Annotated in this window: 16 protein-coding genes and 1 pseudogene; 5 read left to right on the forward strand and 12 right to left on the reverse strand. The window is 35.6% G+C overall.

The genetic code is table 11. The features are described 5' to 3' along the window. Positions 1-32 precede the first annotated feature (32 nt). On the reverse strand, positions 33-1,466 hold the full coding sequence (gene asnS / locus E0Z07_RS07740; RefSeq protein ID WP_006257388.1) for an asparagine--tRNA ligase: 1,434 nt from the start codon (positions 1,464-1,466) through the stop codon (positions 33-35). A gap of 344 nt (positions 1,467-1,810) precedes the next feature. On the opposite strand from asnS, the gene E0Z07_RS07745 reads away from it, so the two are divergent. Further along, the gene (locus tag E0Z07_RS07745) at positions 1,811-3,370 is read left to right on the forward strand and encodes an IS1182 family transposase (RefSeq protein WP_006262148.1); all 1,560 of its coding nucleotides are present in this window, start codon (positions 1,811-1,813) and stop codon (positions 3,368-3,370) included. Between the two features lie 152 nt (positions 3,371-3,522). Here the strand turns inward: E0Z07_RS07745 and E0Z07_RS07750 are convergent, their stop codons facing one another. The 4 genes from E0Z07_RS07750 to E0Z07_RS07765 all read right to left on the reverse strand — a co-directional run bounded on the left by E0Z07_RS07750 (position 3,523) and on the right by E0Z07_RS07765 (position 6,916). Beyond that, complete coding sequence (locus tag E0Z07_RS07750; RefSeq protein ID WP_131540542.1) at positions 3,523-4,620, reverse strand: Glu/Leu/Phe/Val dehydrogenase dimerization domain-containing protein; 1,098 nt, start codon at positions 4,618-4,620, stop codon at positions 3,523-3,525. A 160-nt stretch (positions 4,621-4,780) separates the two neighbouring features. Then, complete coding sequence (frr, locus tag E0Z07_RS07755; protein ID WP_006262790.1) at positions 4,781-5,344, reverse strand: ribosome recycling factor; 564 nt, start codon at positions 5,342-5,344, stop codon at positions 4,781-4,783. 9 nt (positions 5,345-5,353) lie between these two features. Further along, positions 5,354-6,073 carry a UMP kinase gene (gene pyrH / locus E0Z07_RS07760; protein ID WP_006262791.1) on the reverse strand — a complete coding sequence of 240 codons (720 nt, stop codon included), beginning with the start codon at positions 6,071-6,073 and terminating at the stop codon, positions 5,354-5,356. Between the two features lie 45 nt (positions 6,074-6,118). Further along, positions 6,119-6,916, reverse strand: coding sequence for a patatin-like phospholipase family protein (locus E0Z07_RS07765; protein ID WP_131540543.1), 798 nt, complete (start codon positions 6,914-6,916; stop codon positions 6,119-6,121). A gap of 195 nt (positions 6,917-7,111) precedes the next feature. Between E0Z07_RS07765 and E0Z07_RS07770 the strand changes: the two genes are divergently transcribed. Next, positions 7,112-7,711 carry a thioredoxin family protein gene (locus E0Z07_RS07770; RefSeq protein ID WP_006262793.1) on the forward strand — a complete coding sequence of 200 codons (600 nt, stop codon included), beginning with the start codon at positions 7,112-7,114 and terminating at the stop codon, positions 7,709-7,711. A 120-nt stretch (positions 7,712-7,831) separates the two neighbouring features. On the opposite strand, the gene E0Z07_RS07775 is transcribed toward E0Z07_RS07770, so the two are convergent. Beyond that, positions 7,832-8,455, reverse strand: a complete 624-nt coding sequence (locus E0Z07_RS07775; protein WP_006257382.1) for a YiiX/YebB-like N1pC/P60 family cysteine hydrolase — start codon at positions 8,453-8,455, stop codon at positions 7,832-7,834. A 299-nt stretch (positions 8,456-8,754) separates the two neighbouring features. On the opposite strand from E0Z07_RS07775, the gene E0Z07_RS07780 reads away from it, so the two are divergent. Further along, positions 8,755-9,123 carry a hypothetical protein gene (locus tag E0Z07_RS07780; RefSeq protein WP_006257381.1) on the forward strand — a complete coding sequence of 123 codons (369 nt, stop codon included), beginning with the start codon at positions 8,755-8,757 and terminating at the stop codon, positions 9,121-9,123. A gap of 84 nt (positions 9,124-9,207) precedes the next feature. On the opposite strand, the pseudogene E0Z07_RS07785 reads toward E0Z07_RS07780, so the two are convergent. Continuing rightward, a pseudogene (locus E0Z07_RS07785) lies at positions 9,208-10,325 on the reverse strand (DUF6266 family protein). Positions 10,326-11,502: 1,177 nt separating this feature from the next. Further along, on the reverse strand, positions 11,503-12,555 hold the full coding sequence (locus tag E0Z07_RS07800; RefSeq protein WP_131540544.1) for an MBL fold metallo-hydrolase: 1,053 nt from the start codon (positions 12,553-12,555) through the stop codon (positions 11,503-11,505). A gap of 124 nt (positions 12,556-12,679) precedes the next feature. On the opposite strand from E0Z07_RS07800, the gene E0Z07_RS07805 reads away from it, so the two are divergent. Continuing rightward, positions 12,680-13,552 carry an AraC family transcriptional regulator gene (locus E0Z07_RS07805; protein ID WP_131540545.1) on the forward strand — a complete coding sequence of 291 codons (873 nt, stop codon included), beginning with the start codon at positions 12,680-12,682 and terminating at the stop codon, positions 13,550-13,552. A 181-nt stretch (positions 13,553-13,733) separates the two neighbouring features. Here the strand turns inward: E0Z07_RS07805 and truB are convergent, their stop codons facing one another. From truB to E0Z07_RS07825, 4 genes are read right to left on the reverse strand one after another with little or no spacing between them, the layout of a single operon-like run. Then, complete coding sequence (truB, locus tag E0Z07_RS07810; protein WP_006266298.1) at positions 13,734-14,450, reverse strand: tRNA pseudouridine(55) synthase TruB; 717 nt, start codon at positions 14,448-14,450, stop codon at positions 13,734-13,736. Positions 14,451-14,452: 2 nt separating this feature from the next. After that, positions 14,453-15,259: an undecaprenyl-diphosphate phosphatase gene (locus E0Z07_RS07815; protein WP_131540546.1), complete on the reverse strand. Its 807-nt coding sequence runs from the start codon at positions 15,257-15,259 to the stop codon at positions 14,453-14,455. Positions 15,260-15,273: 14 nt separating this feature from the next. Continuing rightward, positions 15,274-15,516 (reverse strand): DUF3098 domain-containing protein, encoded by a 243-nt coding sequence (locus E0Z07_RS07820; protein WP_006257370.1) that lies wholly within the window; start codon positions 15,514-15,516, stop codon positions 15,274-15,276. A 2-nt stretch (positions 15,517-15,518) separates the two neighbouring features. After that, entirely contained in the window at positions 15,519-16,400 is an 882-nt protein-coding gene (locus tag E0Z07_RS07825; RefSeq protein WP_131540547.1) for a cell division protein FtsX, read from the reverse strand. A gap of 244 nt (positions 16,401-16,644) precedes the next feature. Between E0Z07_RS07825 and leuS the strand changes: the two genes are divergently transcribed. Then, complete coding sequence (leuS, locus tag E0Z07_RS07830; RefSeq protein WP_131540548.1) at positions 16,645-19,458, forward strand: leucine--tRNA ligase; 2,814 nt, start codon at positions 16,645-16,647, stop codon at positions 19,456-19,458. The last annotated feature ends 3 nt before the right edge of the window (positions 19,459-19,461 follow it).

The raw sequence follows: 19,461 nt of genomic DNA on the forward strand, positions 1-19,461 counted from the left end.
AAAGTAAACACTTTTATAAAGGTATTATGATGTTAGAACTCTGCGTTCTGCGGTGTTCTAGGGAAAGGAATTACGTCTCTAATATTCGTCATTCCTGTCGCAAATAATACAAGACGTTCAAAACCAAGTCCAAACCCACTGTGAGGAGCTGTTCCGAATTTTCTTGTATCTAGGTACCACCAAAGTTCTTCTTTGTCAATGCCCATTTTTTCAATTTTCTCTAAAAGAACATCGTAGCGCTCTTCTCTTTGAGAACCACCTACGATCTCTCCGATACCAGGGAATAAGATATCCATTGCTCTTACTGTTTTACCATCTTCATTCATTCTCATGTAGAATGCTTTGATTTCAGCTGGGTAGTCAAATAAGATTACTGGACACTTAAAGTGTTTTTCTACTAAGTAACGCTCATGCTCACTTTGTAAGTCTGCACCCCATCCATCGATAATATATTTAAACTTCTTGTTCTTATTAGGCTTACAGTTTCTTAAGATATCTACAGCCTCAGTATAGCTAACACGCTTAAAGTTGTTATCTACTACGAAGCGAAGTTTTTCTAATAGACTCATTTCACTGCGTTCAGCTTGAGGTTTTGTTTTTTCTTCATCTTGTAAACGCTTATCTAAGAAAGCTAAGTCATCAGCACATTTATCTAATACGTAGTTGATTACATATTTGATAAAGTCTTCTGCTAAGTCCATATTGTCGTCTAAGTTATTAAACGCAACTTCTGGTTCGATCATCCAGAACTCTGCTAAGTGACGAGATGTATTTGAGTTCTCAGCACGGAAAGTAGGTCCGAATGTATATACTGAACCTAATGCCATAGCATAAGTTTCAGCTTCTAATTGTCCAGATACAGTTAAGTTAGTAGTCTTTCCAAAGAAATCTTGTGAGAAGTCTATCTTTCCTTCTTCTGTACGAGGTAGATTATTTAAGTCTAAGTTCGTTACTCTGAACATTTCTCCTGCTCCTTCTGCATCAGATCCTGTAATGATAGGTGCATTGAAATAGAAGAATCCATTTTCTTGGAAATATTTATGTACAGCATAAGATAAAACACTACGCACTCTCATAATCGCTCCAAATACATTTGTACGGATTCTCAAGTGAGCATTCTCACGTAAGAACTCTAGAGAGTGTTTCTTAGGTTGTATCGGATACTCTTCTGGATTTGCTTCTCCGTATACTTTAAGATTTTCAACTTGTATTTCTACAGTTTGACCAGCCCCTTGGCTCTCTACTAATGTTCCTCTAACTGAGATTGCAGCTCCTGTGTGAATCTTTTTTAACAACTCTGCTGGGAACTTATCTAAATCAACAACACATTGAATATTGTTAATCGTAGATCCATCATTCAAGGCGATAAATTGGTTATTTCTAAACGTTTTTACCCATCCTTTTGCTTTAACTTCATGGAGTAGACCTTTGCCTGCCAGTAGATCGTTAATTTTCGTATGTTTCATCGTGATTTATAATTTTAATAATCAGTGTCTTATTTAGACAATTTCAAATACTTGCAAAAATAGTAAAATATTGTGTATTATGGAATAAAGAAATTGTCATAATGAGGTAATAATTATGAGAGAATAAAGAATTCGTCGATTATAGATAAGGAATAGAAGTGCTCTAATCGTAATGAAGAGCAGAGAACTATGTAATGAACGAGTGTTAGAAGGGAGATACAAAAGAAAAGGGGCTGTCTCATAAAGACAGCCTCTTTTTTATTCAATATTTGGTATATCTATACTTTTAAAATTTGTTTATTTCGTTGATTATCAGTATTTTTAAATCTTAAATCAATGTGTTTATGGCAAAACAATCCCCTAGATTTAAATACTACGCTCAGAATCAAATGAGCTTGATTCCTCATTCCTTAGATGATTTTATTCCTAAATTACATCCTGTACGTATTATTAATACAGTAATAGATAAGTTAGACTTAGAAAGCTTATATGATAGCTACTCTAAATGTGGTGGTATCAGTTATCATCCTAAGATGTTGCTAAAAGTTTTAATCTATGGTTACCTAAACAATGTATACAGTAGTCGCAAGCTTGAGCAGGCTTGCTTAGAGAATGTTCATTATATGTGGCTGAGTGGTATGTCTTACCCAGACCACAATACAATTAATCGTTTTCGCTCTTCAAAACTTAAGGGTTATATAGAGCAGATCTTTACTCAGATTGTTGAATTATTTATAGCCGAAGGTTTTATCAGTATTGAAGAGGCTTATATTGATGGAACTAAAATCGAAGCCAATGCTAATAAATTCACCTTTGTTTGGAAGAAAGCTATTTCAAATTATAAAGAAAAGATGGTTCAACAAATCCTAGAGATATGGGGGTATGCAGACTCTATTGCTAGACAAGAAAGTGAACTTCCACCTCCTCCAGATTTTAAGAAAATAGATACAGAAGCTATCTCTCAAGCCATTGATACATTAAATGCAGCGCTAAAAGACAATCCAGATGTTGATCAGAAAGTAAAGAATAAACTGAAGTATATTACTAAAGAGTATCCTACAAAAATTCAAGAGTACCAAGAGCATGAAGCTATATTAGAAGATCGTAATTCTTATTCTAAAACAGATAAGGATGCTACTTTTATGCGTATGAAGGAAGATCATATGAATAGTGGTTTTCTAAAAGCAGGCTACAATGTTCAAATATCAACCAACAATCAATATATCCTAGCCTATAGTATACATTCAAACCCAACTGATACAACTACATTAATACCTCACTTAGAAAAATTCAAAGAGAATTATGGAGTATATCCAAAGTCTGTTATAGCAGATGCAGGGTATGGTAGTCAAGAAAATTACACCTATTTAGAGGGGGAAGAAATTAAAGCTTTTGTGAAGTATAACACTTTTGATCAAGAGCAGGAACAAGTAGAAAAAAAACCAAGAAAGAATGCTAAGCAAAGTACAAAGCCTTTTACAACAGATAAATTGTTTTACCAACACAAAGGTGATTATTTTGTATGTCCTATGGGACAAAAAATGCACTATATTGGAGATACAACAAAAACTACAACTACAGGCTTTATCCAAACATTAAGGCAGTATCAAGCTAAAAATTGTCAAGGTTGTCCTTTAAATGGTGTGTGTCATAAAGCAAAAGGCAATCGGACTATAGAGATAAACTTTGAATTACAACGACACCGAAAACAAGCAAGTAAATTACTCACTACAAAAGAAGGTATTGACAAGCGTAAACAAAGGTGTCACGATGTAGAAACAGTTTTCGGAAATATTAAACAGAACCATGGGTTCCGCCGATTTATGCTTCGTAGTAAGGAAAAAGTCGCAATAGAATGGGGATTATTGGCAATTGCACAAAATATCAGAAAGAGAGCTGCCTAAAAAGACTCTTTTTACCCTTTTTTTTTCCGAAATGTTTTTTTCAATCCTCTAAGGTTGCAATATTTCAAAAAAAATCCCCTAAAACAATATCTAAAATATCAGAACAAAGAGGGCTGTCTCTTTTTGCAATGAGACAGCCCCTTTTTAAACGACTATTTCGTGTTTTTCTTTTTGTTGATTCTGTCTTCTGCTTTTTTCATGGCAGCTTGTTGAGAAGTAATATTGTGCTCTTTAGCATAATTAAGAACTTCTAATGTGGTGTTATAGATGTTTTCAGTGCGTTTTAAAGCTTCATCTAACCCATAGTGAACGATCTCACCAAAAACATTAATAATTCCTCCTGCATTGATTAAAAAGTCGGGAGCATAGACGATACCTCGTTCTTGTAGTCTTTTGCCGTGTATAGCTTCTACTGCCAATTGATTGTTAGCTGCTCCTGCTATTACTTTTGCTTTGATTTTTTCGATAGTATCATCATTGATAGTAGCTCCTAAGGCACAAGGAGAATAAATATCTACTTCTTCTGAGTATAGGTCTGTACCTGTAAATATCTTAGTATTGTATTTTTTAGCAACTTCAGCTACTCTCTCTTCATTGATATCAGTGATTGTAACTATAGCTCCACTAGCAGTTAAGTGTTTTACTAATGTCTCGCCGACATTCCCTATTCCTTGTACGAGCACTTTTTTGCCTTCTAGGTTATCTGACCCGAACTGATAATGTACTGCGGCCTTTAATCCCATAAATACGCCATAAGCAGTCACTGGTGATGGGTTGCCTGAACCTCCTAGACTTTCTGATATACCAGTCACATGAGGTGTGATGGTATGGATTAGATCCATATCAGCAGTAGTAGTCCCCACGTCTTCAGCTGTGATATATCTACCACTAAGAGAGTTGACATATTGAGCAAAAGCTTTGATGAGTTCTGGGCTTTTATCCTTTTTAGAATCTCCCATGATTACAGCTTTTCCTCCTCCTAAGTCTAGTCCAGAGATAGCAGATTTATAAGTCATTCCTCTAGAGAGGCGCAGCACATCATTTAGTGCTTCCCACTCTGATGCATAGTTCCACATTCTAGTTCCACCTAGTGCAGGACCTAATGTAGTGTTGTGTATACCGATGATTGCTTTTAAACCAGAATCTTTATCATGGCAGAACATGATTTGCTCGTGATTATCAAAGGATAGTTGACCAAATACAGGTGCTATCTTTTTGAGCTCTTCTGGTGAATAGATTGTTGTATTCATAATCAATGTATTTTGGTGTTAGTTATCTATAAAGATAAGTAAAATGTGTTGATTATGAGTGTGGTAACTTTTGTTTCCAATAAAAATAAGGATATCGCAATAACAACTCTCTAATTAGAAAGTATATGACAAAAAAAAATCCGCATACTTGCGGATTTTTTTAAACTTTCATGATTTCTGCTTCTTTTACAGCTAGAATATCATCTATTTTTTTTACGTAACCATCAGTTAATTTCTGAACTCTTTCTTCAGCATCTTTACAGATATCTTCAGATGTTCCGTTTTTCTCTTCTTTTTTGATATCGTTATTTGCGTCTTTACGCGCATTTCTGATACCTACTTTAGCATCATCTGCTTCAGATTTAGCTTGTTTAGCTAAGTCTTTACGTCTCTCCTCTGTTAATGCAGGGATATTGATGATAATGTTGTCTCCGTTATTCATCGGATTTAACCCTAGATTAGCGATCATAATCGCTTTTTCGATAGGTTGTAACATGTTTTTCTCCCATGGAGTAACTGTTAATGTACGTGCATCAGCTGCATTTACATTCGCTACTTGAGATAGTGGAGTCTGTGATCCGTAGTAGTCTACGAATACTGCTCCTAACATCTGTGGAGATGCTTTCCCAGCACGGATGTTTAATAATGTTTTTTCTAAGTGAGCTACAGTATTGTCCATAGACTCTTTGGCAGCGTCGATTATTAAATTGATTTCTTCTGTCATAACTATAGATTAATTAACGTTTACGGATACAGTAGTTCCTACTGAATCTTCTCCTTGGCAAACTTTTAATAAATTATCTTGTTTATTCATATCGAATACTACGATAGGCAATTCATTCTCTCTACTTAGAGTAAATGCTGTAGTATCCATTACATTTAGTCCTTTTGTCAAACAATCGCTGAAAGAGATTTTTTCAAATTTAACTGCTGTAGGATCTTTTTCTGGATCTGCAGTATATACACCATCCACTCTTGTTCCTTTTAAGATTACATCAGCGTTAATCTCTACTCCTCTTAATACAGCAGCTGTATCAGTAGTGAAGTAAGGGTTACCTGTACCAGCACCGAAGATTACGATTCTTCCTTTTTCTAAGTGACGAACAGCTCTTCTCTTGATATAAGGTTCTGCTACAGCCTCTATTTTTAAGGCAGTTTGTAATCTAGTTAACATTCCAGCAGCTTCTAATGCTCCTTGTAATGCCATACCATTGATAATGGTAGCAAGCATTCCCATGTAGTCACCTTGTACTCGGTCCATTCCTACATTTGCTCCAGCAACGCCTCTAAAAATATTTCCTCCACCTATTACAATCGCAATTTCAACACCTAAATCGTGAACTTTTTTTACTTCAGCAGCATACTCTGCTAATTTCTTAGGATCAATACCATATTGTTGATCTCCCATTAAGGCTTCTCCACTTAATTTTAGTAGAATTCTTTTGTACTTCATTGAAAGATATTTTTAAAGTTTTGCAAATATAAAGATTATATGCTTCTATGGAATAGCTTTTTTAAAAATATGTTGATTCTCTTCGAATGTCTCTTTCGCTGTTTGATATCCTAAGTCATAAATCTCATCCATTTTCTTCTTACTGCGTTCGAAGGTAGAGTAGAGTGTAAGCTCTTTGGGTTCTATAAGCCAGTCGCATAGTTTGCCTAACTTAGCGTTATTGATTGTTGTCATCAGTTCATATGCTCTGAAGGTTACAGATCGTATAGACGTTAGACTATCAGCACTTACTTGCTGAATAGGAGTTACATTACTTCCGATGATATAATGACATTTGTCTTTTAGAAGCTCGATAGGGAAGTTATTGATAATTCCTCCATCGCTATATATTTTATTGCCAATCTGATAAGGAGAGAACACTCCAGGAAATGCACTAGAGGCAAGGATTGCATCCACTACCTTTGTCTTCTTGTTAAATACGTGCAATTTTCCATTGACGATATCAGTAGCGTTAATGTATACAGGAATGTCTAATTCACCAATGGTTAAGTCTCCAAATACTTTGTTTAGGTATTTATCAAATGCGTTTACATCCATTAACCCTGCTTTCTTTAGAGTGAAGTGTTGCCAGTTGAAGATATTGACAGATTTAAAGAACATTAATATCTCTTTAGGTTCTATGCCTCTTGCGTATAAGGATGAGACAATAGAGCCTGCACTAGTACCTGCTAGATAGTCTGGTTTGATATGTTGTTCGTCTAAAAACTGTAATACTCCTGCATGGGCTATTCCTTTATAACCACCACCTGATAACACTAATCCGATTTTGGTTTTATGTATCATAATTTAAATTATTAAGCACGTCTAAAATGATCTATTCTATTAAGAAATACGTTACCCTAATAAGCTATTAACGGTCTAAACATGTCACTTAGGTGTTAAATTTGCTTGGACAAATTACCTCTCTGACTTTTGTCATCATTTTATTTGCTGTAAAAGGTTTATCTTTGGTAATAACAAACAATAAAAGTACACAAAATGATAAACATTGATTCAAAATACATTGACAAAAGTTTTAGTTATACTGAATTTAGACAATTTGTTACTGATGCACTGACTAATGATAAAGCTTCTCTAGAGCTAAGCGACGATTATTTGGCTTATGCAGAGCTGAATGAGGCTAGACTTCACCGTTTAGACAAGACCATGAAGGTAGAAGAAGAAGTAGCTAATAAGTTAATTAGCTTAAAGAAAAAGTACACTTGGATAGTGATAACGGAATGTTGGTGTGGAGATGCCGCTCAGATCGTACCTATTCTTAATAAGATGGCTGAAGTAACTCCTAATATTGAGATGAGATTAGTATTGAGAGATAAGAATCTAGAACTGATGGATGCATTCTTAACGAATGGAGGTAGAGCTATCCCAAAGATGATCATTGTAGAACAAGATACTTTAAAAGTATTAGGACACTGGGGTCCAAGACCTGCTTTAGGACAAAAAGTAGTGACAGATTATAAAGCTGCTCATGGTGTAGTAGACGAAGCTGGTAAAGTAGAACTACAGAAGTGGTACACGAAAGATAAAGGACATGAAGTACAAAAAGAAGTAATCGAGTTAATGACTTCTTTTGAATAATAACTAAAAAACGCTCTTTCAAATTTTTGAAAGAGCGTTTTTTAGTTATAAATAAATGATTTTAGCCTCACTGAAGGATCTGTAATCAATAAAGTAATGTTTTAAACATAGAGAGTAAAACTATCTAACGATAGGACCTATGATGTTTAGCCTAGGGTCTAATGACATTCCAGCAGGATTACATCCAGGTGCTCCTTCAGGTATAGTCTGTCCTAATTTTTCAAAGTATGTTGCCCATACAGGGAATGTTTCTTTAGTGTACTTTGACTTATACGTCATTGGGTATAGATAGAAAAAACTTTTATTCTTATTAGATGCTTTAAAGGCTTCATAGATAAGTTCTGAACAGTAGTATTTACCATTAGCATATAGATAATTGACATCATAAGGAACACCTACTTGTTTTATAGCAAATTCCTTTGCAGCAGGAATTAGTTTAGTCAGTTTACCTTTTAGACGACCTATGTACATAGGTTCTTTTGTTTTGTTTAGGAAGTCTTCCATCGGCGTAATACATACTTCAGGCCAAGTAGCTTCTATGACTTGTAGACTACCCTCGTGTTCTATAACCATCCCCATATGATTAAAATTTAAATCATTATAACCAAAAGTTACTTCATTAATAGCATCACATAAGGGACCACAATCTATGTTTTGAAAAATAAGGTCACCTTCTTGATATTCTGTTTTTTGTCCCCAAGATAGTTGTGTGATAAAAATAAATAGGAAAAGTATATTACGCATAAGTTATGTTTTTAACCCAAAACAGATAGTAAATAAAGGCAGAGGTGTAACTATGACTATTTATTATCATTGTTCTAATGTGATATTAGAGGTGATAAAAGCAGGATAGGATACACTTAGTTAGTGCTATTTATCTATTATTTATTTTGGTTTTAGGCAAAGATAGGTGGAACATTACTGATTTTCAAATCGTTTTAACCATTAGTATGAATGGTTTACTAAGAAAAAGCCATGCTTTACTTATTTGTGGTGGGTGAAGAGTATTAGTATGCCTATTTTCGTGCTAAGAAAAAAATGTTATGTCGTTGATTATAAATAATAAAAAGTGTGTTTTATCTATACTAGGGCTTTTTCTTTTATTAGGCTGCAAAAAAGTAAAAGAGGATCCTAAAGGAATTGATGATTACCAGAAGTTAGAGAAAATGGAATATACCCCAAATGAAAAAGAAAGTGAATTATCATTCTTTCTTGTGGAAGGGATGGATCGCGAAGGCTTGCATTATACTGGTGAAGTAAAACTAAAAGGAGATGTCGGTGCTGGGTATATAGCGAGTGACAGTCTAGGTATTCGATTTTATATCGAGATAGAACGCTCTCAGGAAGGAGGACTCTTAGGTATGGATACCAATGGTAATGTCTATCAACTTGCTTTTAAAAGAGAAGAGTAAAAGGCATGATGATTTAACTGTAAGATGATTACAACTTATAGGATCGTAGTAAAGTAGGTAGGAATATTCATTTTATCACTCCCTCTATCTCTCCTCAGCCTTCAGTGCTTCTAAGACAGACCGCGCTCCATAAATACCCCCTTCATGCGTATTATTACTCGAAGAATATTCTCTTGGCTTTATTTCTTTTATGATTTTCTTTCTGACTTGACGGATGAGCCCAGGTGGTAGTTCTTTTTTAGTTGTGGACTCTTCTTCCATAAGAGAGCTAGGAGGTGAAGATTCAATTATATTATCTGCTGTAGGTACAAGTGTTCTCTCGTTTTCAGTTCTCCTATTCCCAGTTTCTCTGTTCTCATTTTTCTCATTCTCTGTTCCCTTGTTACTTGTTCCACGGTTCCCAGTTTCTCTGTTCCCAGTTTCCATACTCTCCGTTCCCTCGTTTCCCGTTCCCTCGTTCCCCGTTTCCTCAAATCCAGTTCCCTCGTTCCCTGTTTTCTGTTCCCTGTTTCCATACTCTCCGCTCCCTCGTTCCCTGTTTTCTGTTCCCCGTTTTCTGCTTCTAAGATCCCATGAAAGCAACTTGTACTATGTACACTACCATCTTCTGCTTTCCACATACTCCACAGGTAGACTTTCCCCTCTTGCCATTCTTTCGGTAGAGCGAAGTGAGCATATCTATCTTTGCGTTGTCCGATAGTAGGGATAGTCATGAATTTATCTAATTCTTCGTGATACGCCATGATCGTTAGTGCGTCTGTATCGAGCGTCAGCGGATTAATCAGATGATTATCCCACTGTACTTTTAGCTTACCTGTCTTTAATCTATTGATTTTCTTGATCACAGCAGGAGCTAGGGTTCCGATAGAGAGCAGCACCTTGTCTATTTGTACATATTGCTCTCCTTCATGCATTGTGATGCCTTGTTTCATCAGCCTAGAGATCATTTGTTCTTTTCCTGTCATCCATTTCTCTCCGTTGTACACCGCAGGGCAATGCGCATTGACAAAATCCTTGAATTTACTCGCAAAGGTAGAGACGAGACTCATCTTATCCCATTGTTTCAACTGTGCTTCCGTCGCTTTTTTACTTGATTTTAGCGGCTTAGCGCGGAGTATATTTCTCCCTCTCCAGAGTACGCCCACTACGGTTCCTACCTTTCCTACTACAGCGCCTAATATTCCTTCTTTGATTTCTGCCATGATTATCTCGTTTTTTGGTTATTACAAGGTATAAAATACTGATATATGATTATTTAACTGTTCAAACAATCAATAAAAGAAGTTGTCCTAGTGTACATCACACTTTATAAAAATGAGGACATGAAATGAAGAATATCAAAGCGAATGATTTCGCCTTCTATAGAGCTTATTTTGAATATCTTATAATCACCTATCGTTTTCATAAAAGAAGAATAGAAGAAGTATAAAAGGACTATTATTGAGCAAAAGTTGCTTTAACCCCGTTATCATCCTAGTATTGTCCTATAATTGCCCAAGAAAAGGCTCTTATGGTTCAGTTTTACTGACTTTGTCAAATGGTTGGTGTGATTTCTGTTTTTAATAAATGACTGATATACAATCTATAATGTTTTTATGCAATTAAAAAAAATTAGAAAAAAGGAACCTTTTAGCAGGATTGGTTTTCTTCAAGTGGAGACAAGTGAAGGAAATAAGAGAAATTAGAGAGGGTATTCTTGTTTTTTGGCTGTAATAAGAGCGAAAAGAAGAAAAAGTGTTTTTAAATTTTTGGGTAATGTGATGTCGCGGATTATAAATCCGCGCCAACGAGTCTATTGAGTTAATTCTGTAAGTCGCTGATTTAAGGTTACTTATTCGTTATCTATGTCACACTGACGATAGGAAGGGTCTCACACGTAACTCTACAATCATGTAGAATGAGATTCTTCGCAAGCTCAGAAGGACAACGAGAACGGATGTGTAGGATGGGGGTGTTCGCAGGCTCAGAATGGATATTGGGAGTGGAGTAGTGTAAGTCACGGATTATAAATCCTCGACAATAAGCATGAGATTCTTCGCAGGCTTAGAAATACAATAGGCGTAAACGATACGATACAAAAAAAGCCACAAGATATCTTGTAGCTTTTTGATTATATATTGTTAGCGATTGCTTTTAATACCTGTTCTTCGAACTCTTCTGGAATGACTGCGTAGATAACATCGAAGTCTCTGATTTTGCTTTTGGGTAAGGCGCTCAGAGGTACTTCAGGGGTTACTTTGCTTCCAAAGATATAAACTAGAGATTAGATATAAGTCACTTAGCCTATCATATCAATAGTTAGTCTGTCTCGTCATTTAAGTACATTATGGCGAAGATAAATATCCTTAATTTCTAATTAAGTGAAGTGTTCTTCATTCTTTATTTTATCTCATAATACTCGCGTTCCCATGTAGACTTAGGATTCCAGTTTATTAGGCTGTCTCCATATTTTTCTTTTTGATACGCCTGCATTAGTTTCAGTTTTTCTGGCATTTCATTCCAGTTAGGTATTGCAGATTGATTGCGTTTGCCTTTTAAGATAGCATCTACACTAGCATAGATACGCTCTGGCTGTATCCAATGAGTAAAAGGAGTGATGTCGATTAGTTTAGACATAGTCAGAGCATCAATATCTTCCGTGTAGTGTTTATCTATGGTCTCTAGAATATTCATGAGATAACTGTATTGTTCTTGTACAAAGTCTACGCCACATATAGCGCCATGACCAGGAACTACTATTTCGGGTTTGATCTCATTGATGATGCGATCTAATACTTTTACCCAATTTATGATACCTTTTTCACTGTAAGCAGAGCAGCCATTGAATACCACATCTCCTGCGAAGAGTACTTTCTCCTTTGGCATCCATAATAGTACATCACTATTAGAGTGGGATGGAGCTACATTTAGTAATTGTAACTCGGTGTTGCCAAGGTTGATTACCGTGTCATCAGTTATTTGTATATCTGGATTTATCCATTCAACTCCTGTCAAATCAAAACCTTCGAATTCGGCAGCGAAGAAGCGCTCCCCAATAGTAGACTCTAATGAGTCTTTACCGCGTTTAATAACAGCATCCATCCATTGAATATTCTCTGTGAGACGTTCTTGTACTGCGTTGTGGTGCATAATGATACACGAGTCTTCAAATACCTTGTTTCCCCATGTATGATCACTATTGTAGTGAGAGTTTACTACATAAGCAGGAGTTTTATTATTACTTATTTCGGTATATGCCTCTTTCATTTCTTGTGCATGAAATAGGTCAAAGAACGTATCGTATACCAGACCTTTTCCACGGTTAATGAAACCAGCATTAGCCCAACTTATTCCTCTGTATGGTGATATAGCAGCGAATACATTATCTGCTATTTCGTAGACTTTTATCCTTTGTTTTTGGATAATTCTTCCTCTTTTCTTTAAGTTGTTCATAGCTATGTGTTTAAATGATTTGTAATACAAAATTAAGATGATGATTAGAAAAGAAATGCACAATATAATGGTTAATAATGTGCAATTTGTTATCTTGTAGTTATGGGATTTATACTTGAGTAGGATGAAAAAAATAGAGAGATATAGTTTTAATTCGATAATAAAGAATCATACAGATCTAACTGCGTCTGGCGTCTTTATAACAAATGGAGAGGAAGATATAAAAGACTATTTTGCGTTTATTCCTCATAGTATAGATGCTTGTGTTATTGGATTAGTGACAGGTGGTGAGGCACAAGTAAGTATTAATTTGAGAGAATATCATCTAAAGAAAGGAATGCTAATCGTACTGCCTCCTAATGCTATAGTGGTGCCGATTAGTTTTACAGAAGATCTAAAGATGAAGTCTATCATGTTTACTTTTGACTTTGTGGCTCCACTCGCTTTGATACACGATTTTAGTATTGATCTACAGCTGTATAAATCTCCAGTGATTACTTTAAATGAAGTAAATTATAGTGTTGTAAAGAGGCTTTATAAGCTAATCAGTCAATGCTATTATGATACAGTTAATTTTACTCCGCATGATGTGTTAGAACATTTGCTTTATGCATTGATTATTCAGATTAGTCAATTAATGAAAACCTTGAAATCTAAGGCAAAAAGTAGTAGTCGTGCTGAGTGTATTACAGAGGATTTCTTTGTGTTGCTGTATAAACACTATAAGAGGGAGAAGGCGGTAAGTTTTTATGCGGATAGATTAAGTATTTCGACTGCTTATTTGACAACCACTATTCGCAAACAGACAGGGCATTCTATTCTGTATTGGATAAGTGAAGCTGTTGTATTGTATGCGAAGTCACTGTTGAAGTCTTCTAGGATGAGTATTAATGAGATATCTGAAGAATTGGGCTTTAAGGAGACGACGTTGTTCTGTCGTTATTTTAAACGTTATGCTGATATGACACCTAACCAATATCGAGGACTTAAAGTGTGAGTTTTTTGGTTGACAGTTTACAGTAGAGGGTTTACGGTTTACAGTTTTGCCCTTTGGGCATCATGTACTTAAATGATTAATATAGTAGATTAAACGATAAAAAAAAACGATTTCACAGTTTTACAGAAATACGATTTCACAGAAAAACAAAAAAGCCACAAGATATCTTGTAGCTTTTTGATTATATATTGTCAGCGATTGCTTTTAATACCTGTTCTTCGAACTCTTCTGGAGTGACTGCGTTGATGACATCGAAGTCTCCGATTTTGGTTCTGCGTAGGGCGCTTAGGTGTGCTCCAGAGTTTACTTTGTTTCCAAAGTCATAAGCTAGAGAGCGGATATAAGTTCCTTTAGAACACACGACTCTAAAATCAACATTCGGAAGAGCTGTCTTGGTTAATTCAAACTCTTCTATGGTGATAGGTCTAGTCGCTATCTCTACTTCTTCTCCTTTACGAGCGTGCTCATACAGGCGTTTACCATCTTTCTTAAGCGCAGAGAAGATAGGAGGACGCTGTTCTGTAGTTCCCATAAAGGATAGTCTAGCTTCTTCTAGCAGAGCTTCTGTAATATGCTCTGTAGGGAAGGTCTGGTCTATCTCTGTCTCTAAGTCATAAGATGGGGTAGTACCCCCTAGTGTGATCGTCCCCGTATATTCTTTTATTTGTCCCTGTAATTCACTGATTTGTTTTGTGGCTTTACCTGTACAGATGATAAGAAGTCCAGAGGCTAAAGGATCTAAAGTTCCTGCATGTCCTACTTTAATCTTTTTTAAGTCAAAGTGCTTTTTTAATAGCCATTTAATTTTGTTTACTGCCTGAAATGATGACCAGTGCAGCGGTTTGTCTATTAATAGTATTTGCCCACTTTGAAAGGCTTCTGTATTGTATTGTATCATTCTTATTTAAGGTATCCGAAGTATAATAATAGTATAGCTCCAGCTATAATTCTGTAGTATCCCCAAGGTTTAAAACCGTACTTTTTAATGATTCCGATGAAGAATTTAATAGCAACAATTGATACAATAAATGCAATAACATTCCCTAATAAGAATAACTTCATATTATCAGGATTGTCAAGTAGTATCTCATATCCGATTCTTCCTGATTCATATTTTTTTAGTACAATAGAGTACACAGTCACAGCTGCCATCGTAGGCACAGCTAAGAAGAATGAGAACTCTGCAGCTACTTGTCTAGAAAGCCCTTGTTGCATACCTCCAATGATAGATGCAGCAGAACGGCTCGTACCTGGCATCATCGCAAGACACTGCCAAAACCCAATAGTAACAGCTTGTTTAACAGTAATGTCTTCTTCGCGAACTGTCTTAGGATTCTTAAAGTATTTGTCTATAAAGATTAATACAAAACCACCAATAATCAACATAATCGCGATATAGATAGTCTCTCCTAATACCTTGTCAATAGCTTCGTCAAATAGCTTCCCTAATACTAGAGCAGGGATAACTGCTAAGATTAGTTTTTTATAGAAGTTCAGTTTACTGAAGTCAAAGAACTTTCTCCAGTATAGTGCCACTACGGCTAGAATAGCTCCGAACTGTATAGCTGTTTGAAATAATTTTACGAATTCGTCTTCTTGAATACCATAAGCAGAACTTACGAATATCATGTGTGCAGTAGAAGATACTGGCAGATACTCTGTTAATCCTTCTACTATGGCTAGGAGGATAGCTTGTATTAAATCCATTTAATGTAGTTATATTATTTATTGTCTTTTTTAAATATTGCATAAACTGCTACTCCTATCCCGATAAAGAATACTGTAGGAGCTAGGTGAATACGTCTAAAGCTATAGATGTCTTCATTAAACTCTGTAGGAACATCGTTAGTAGCACCAGCCATTAAGAAAAAACTAAGTGCGATTAAAGCTATACTTACCAGTAGTATAATATAGTTCTTCTTCGTAAAAAGAAGTACGTTCTGGTTTTGATCTTGATCTTTCATATTTAATAAAGTTCGTCTGATTTTAAGTTTAAGAATCTTTGTGTTGCAAAGAATGTACTGATACTAGTGATGATCACTCCTAAGATTAATATTCCACAGGATACGATCACTAGAGGCATATAATCTTCTTTAGGGTTGATATTTAGATCAGGTAGTTTACTGTCTGCATAGAATGTAAGGGCAGTAATAGCAATGATAGCTAGTATAGAGCCTATTAGCCCTAGCTTCATACTATGTCTGATAAATGGGCGTCTGATGAAGCGCTTTGTAGCCCCTACCATTTGCATCGTCTTAATCGTAAAACGACTAGAGAAAATTAATAGACGTAGAGAACTATTGATTAATAGCATAGATATAATCGTAAGAAAAGCTGCTATAATTAGCACCCACTTCGTGATCTTATCTACATTCTCATTGACTAGATCTACTAGTTGTTTGTCATATTTTATATCGCTTATCGCTGTATTAGCATTGAATTCTTTAAGGATAATATCTATACTATCATTAACGACATATTCTCCTTTTAAGTGAATGTCGTAAGAGTCTTGTAGCGGGTTGAATCCTAAGTAATCGACGAAGTCTTCACCTAATGTCTCTTGGTGTTCTTTGGCAGCATCTTCTTTAGATACGAAACGATGCTCCTTTATATAAGCGTGCTTTTCTAGTTTCTTTCCAAATTTCTCTAATTCAGCTTTAGAAGTATTCTTCTCAAAGAATATAGTCATAGGTATATTCTCTCTAAAGTTGTCAGAGATCTTTTTAGAATTAATAACGAATAGACTTAGCGATCCTAATAGGAATAGAACCAAGAAAATACTAAGTATAACTGAAAAATAAGACGAAATTAGTTTTCGCTTTTGATATTTTTCATAAGAGCTAGCCATATATCAAATTTTAAGTGCGTAAAAATAACAAACAAAAATGTTTTTATTGAGACAATAACGATTAAAGTTTTCTAATTGTTATAAATATAGTTTATTTTTGCCTGAATTGACGGTTTTTTTTGTCAAACTTAGAATAGTGCTAGAAAATTAGTTTTGTTTATTTAGGATTCAAGATGAGTTTTCTAGATTATTACAGTGTGATCGAAGAACTAACCAAAGTATAAAAATTGATATATATAATAGTATGAAGTATTATCCAAACGAAATTGAAGCTAAATGGCAGAAATTTTGGAAAGAAAACCAAACTTTCAAAACAGAGAATAATGTTGACAAGCCTAAGTATTACGTATTAGATATGTTCCCTTACCCATCTGGAGCAGGATTACATGTGGGGCACCCGCTCGGATACATAGCTTCGGATATTTTTACTCGTTATAAACGTCAAAAAGGTTTTAATGTTCTTCATCCACAAGGATATGATAGCTTCGGGTTGCCAGCTGAGCAATATGCTATCCAGACAGGACAACATCCTGCTGTGACTACAGAAGTAAATATTGATCGTTATAGAGAACAATTAGATAAGATCGGTTTTTCATTTGACTGGAGTAGAGAGGTGCGTACTTCGAATGCGGATTATTATAAACACACACAATGGATCTTTATCCAATTGTTCAATTCGTGGTATAATAAAGTAAGTGATAAAGCAGAATCTATAGATACATTAGTAGCTATCTTCGAAAAAGAGGGGAATGCAAATGTACAAGCTGTTTCTGATGATGCGATCGAGATCTTTAGCGCTGCTCAGTGGAATGCGTTATCAGCTGATGAGAAAGAGGTGATTCTATTAAAATATAGAATGACTTACTTAGCAGAAACTGAAGTGAACTGGTGTCCTGCTTTAGGAACGGTATTAGCGAATGATGAGATTAAAGATGGTCTGTCTGAAAGAGGAGGACACCCTGTAGTTAGAAAAAAAATGAAGCAATGGAGTATGCGTATTTCTGCTTATGCAGAGCGTCTACTTCAAGGGCTAGAAGATATCGACTGGACAGAGAGTATTAAAGAGAGTCAAAGAAACTGGATAGGGAAATCTGTGGGAGCATCTGTAGTATTTAACTTGAAAGAAAGTGATGATACGATAGAAGTGTTCACTACTAGACCTGATACTATCTTTGGGGTGAGTTTTATGACTCTTGCTCCAGAGCACGATTTAGTAAGAAAGATTACTACAGCAGAACAAAAAGAAGCTGTAGAAGCCTATATAGATGCTACTTCTAAGAGAAGTGAGCGTGACCGTATGGCTGATGTGAAGACTATCTCTGGTGTGTTTACTGGTGCGTATGCGGAGCATCCTTTCACAAAAGAGCCTATCGAAATTTGGATAGGTGATTATGTGTTAGCTGGATACGGTACAGGAGCTGTAATGGCTGTTCCTGCAGGAGATACAAGAGACTATGCTTTTGCAAAACACTTCGGTATTACAATCAAAAATATCTTTGACCAAGATATCTCAGAAGAGGCGTATGCAGAGAAAGAAGGTTTCTTATTAGTAGAGTCTGATTTCTTAAATGGATTAGGGTTTAAAGAAGCTACTCTTAAGGCTATCGAAGCATTAGAGAAAATAGGACAAGGAAAGGGGAAAACAAACTATCGTTTGCGCGATGCGGTATTTTCACGTCAGCGTTATTGGGGTGAACCATTCCCAGTGTACTATGTGAATAACCTTCCTAAGATGATTGACAAAAAATACTTGCCAATCGTTCTTCCTGAAGTAGAAAAATATTTACCAACAGAAGATGGTCAACCACCTTTAGGTAATGCTGCTGTATGGGCGTGGGATACTGTTAATAATAAAGTAGTAGAAAACGAAAAGATAGACGGGGTAACGGTATTCCCTCTAGAGTTAAATACAATGCCTGGTTGGGCTGGTTCTTCTTGGTACTGGATGCGTTATATGGATCCTCAGAATACAGAAGATATCGCTTCTCCAGAAGCATTAGCGTATTGGCAAAATGTAGATTTATATATAGGAGGTAGTGAACATGCTACTGGACACTTATTATATAGCCGTTTCTGGAACAAATTCTTAAAAGATATGGGAGTAGCTCCCACAGAAGAGCCTTTCAAGAAATTGATTAATCAAGGAATGATTTTAGGTACTTCTGCCTTTGTTTATAGAATAGAGGGCACAAATAAATTCATTTCTAAAGATATGATCAAGGATGAGAAGGTTCAACAGCTATATGCTTATGTTGGATTAGTTAATTCTTCATCAGAATTAGATACAGAAGGATTTAAAGCATGGAGACCTGATTATGCAAATGCAGAGTTTGTATTAAATGCGAGTGGTAAGTATATCGTAGGACACGAAGTAGAGAAGATGTCTAAGTCGTACTTCAATGTAGTGAATCCGGATGATATCTGTGATGAATATGGAGCGGATACACTTCGTCTGTACGAAATGTTCTTAGGGCCATTAGAACAAGCTAAACCATGGAATACAGCTGGTATCTCAGGTGTAGCTGGTTTCTTAAAGAAATTATGGAGATTATATGCTGATGATAATGGTGTAATCGTGACGAATGATGAACCAACAGCAGAGATGTATAAATCACTTCATAAAACGATTAAGAAAGTGACTGAGGATATAGAGAATTTCTCTTTCAATACTTCAGTTTCACAGTTTATGATTTGTGTAAATGAATTGTCACAGCTAAAATGTAATCACAGAGCTATTTTAGAACCATTAGCAATTGTGGTATCTCCTTATGCTCCACATATTGCAGAGGAATTATGGTCTATGCTAGGACATACTACATCTGTGACGTATGCAGAGTTCCCAGAATTCAATGCATCTTACTTAGTAGAGAGTGCAAAAGAGTATCCTGTGTCGTTTAATGGAAAGATGAGATTTAAGATTGAGTTACCATTAGATTTATCAGAAGAAGAGATTAAAGCAATCATCTTAGCAGACGAAAGAACAGTAGCTCAACTTCAGGGTAGAGAGCCTAAGAAAGTAATTATTGTTCCTGGTAAGATTATTAACTTAGTTGGATAAATT

Origin of the sequence: Myroides odoratimimus (assembly GCF_004337635.1) — a bacterium.
Classification (GTDB): domain Bacteria; phylum Bacteroidota; class Bacteroidia; order Flavobacteriales; family Flavobacteriaceae; genus Flavobacterium; species Flavobacterium odoratimimum.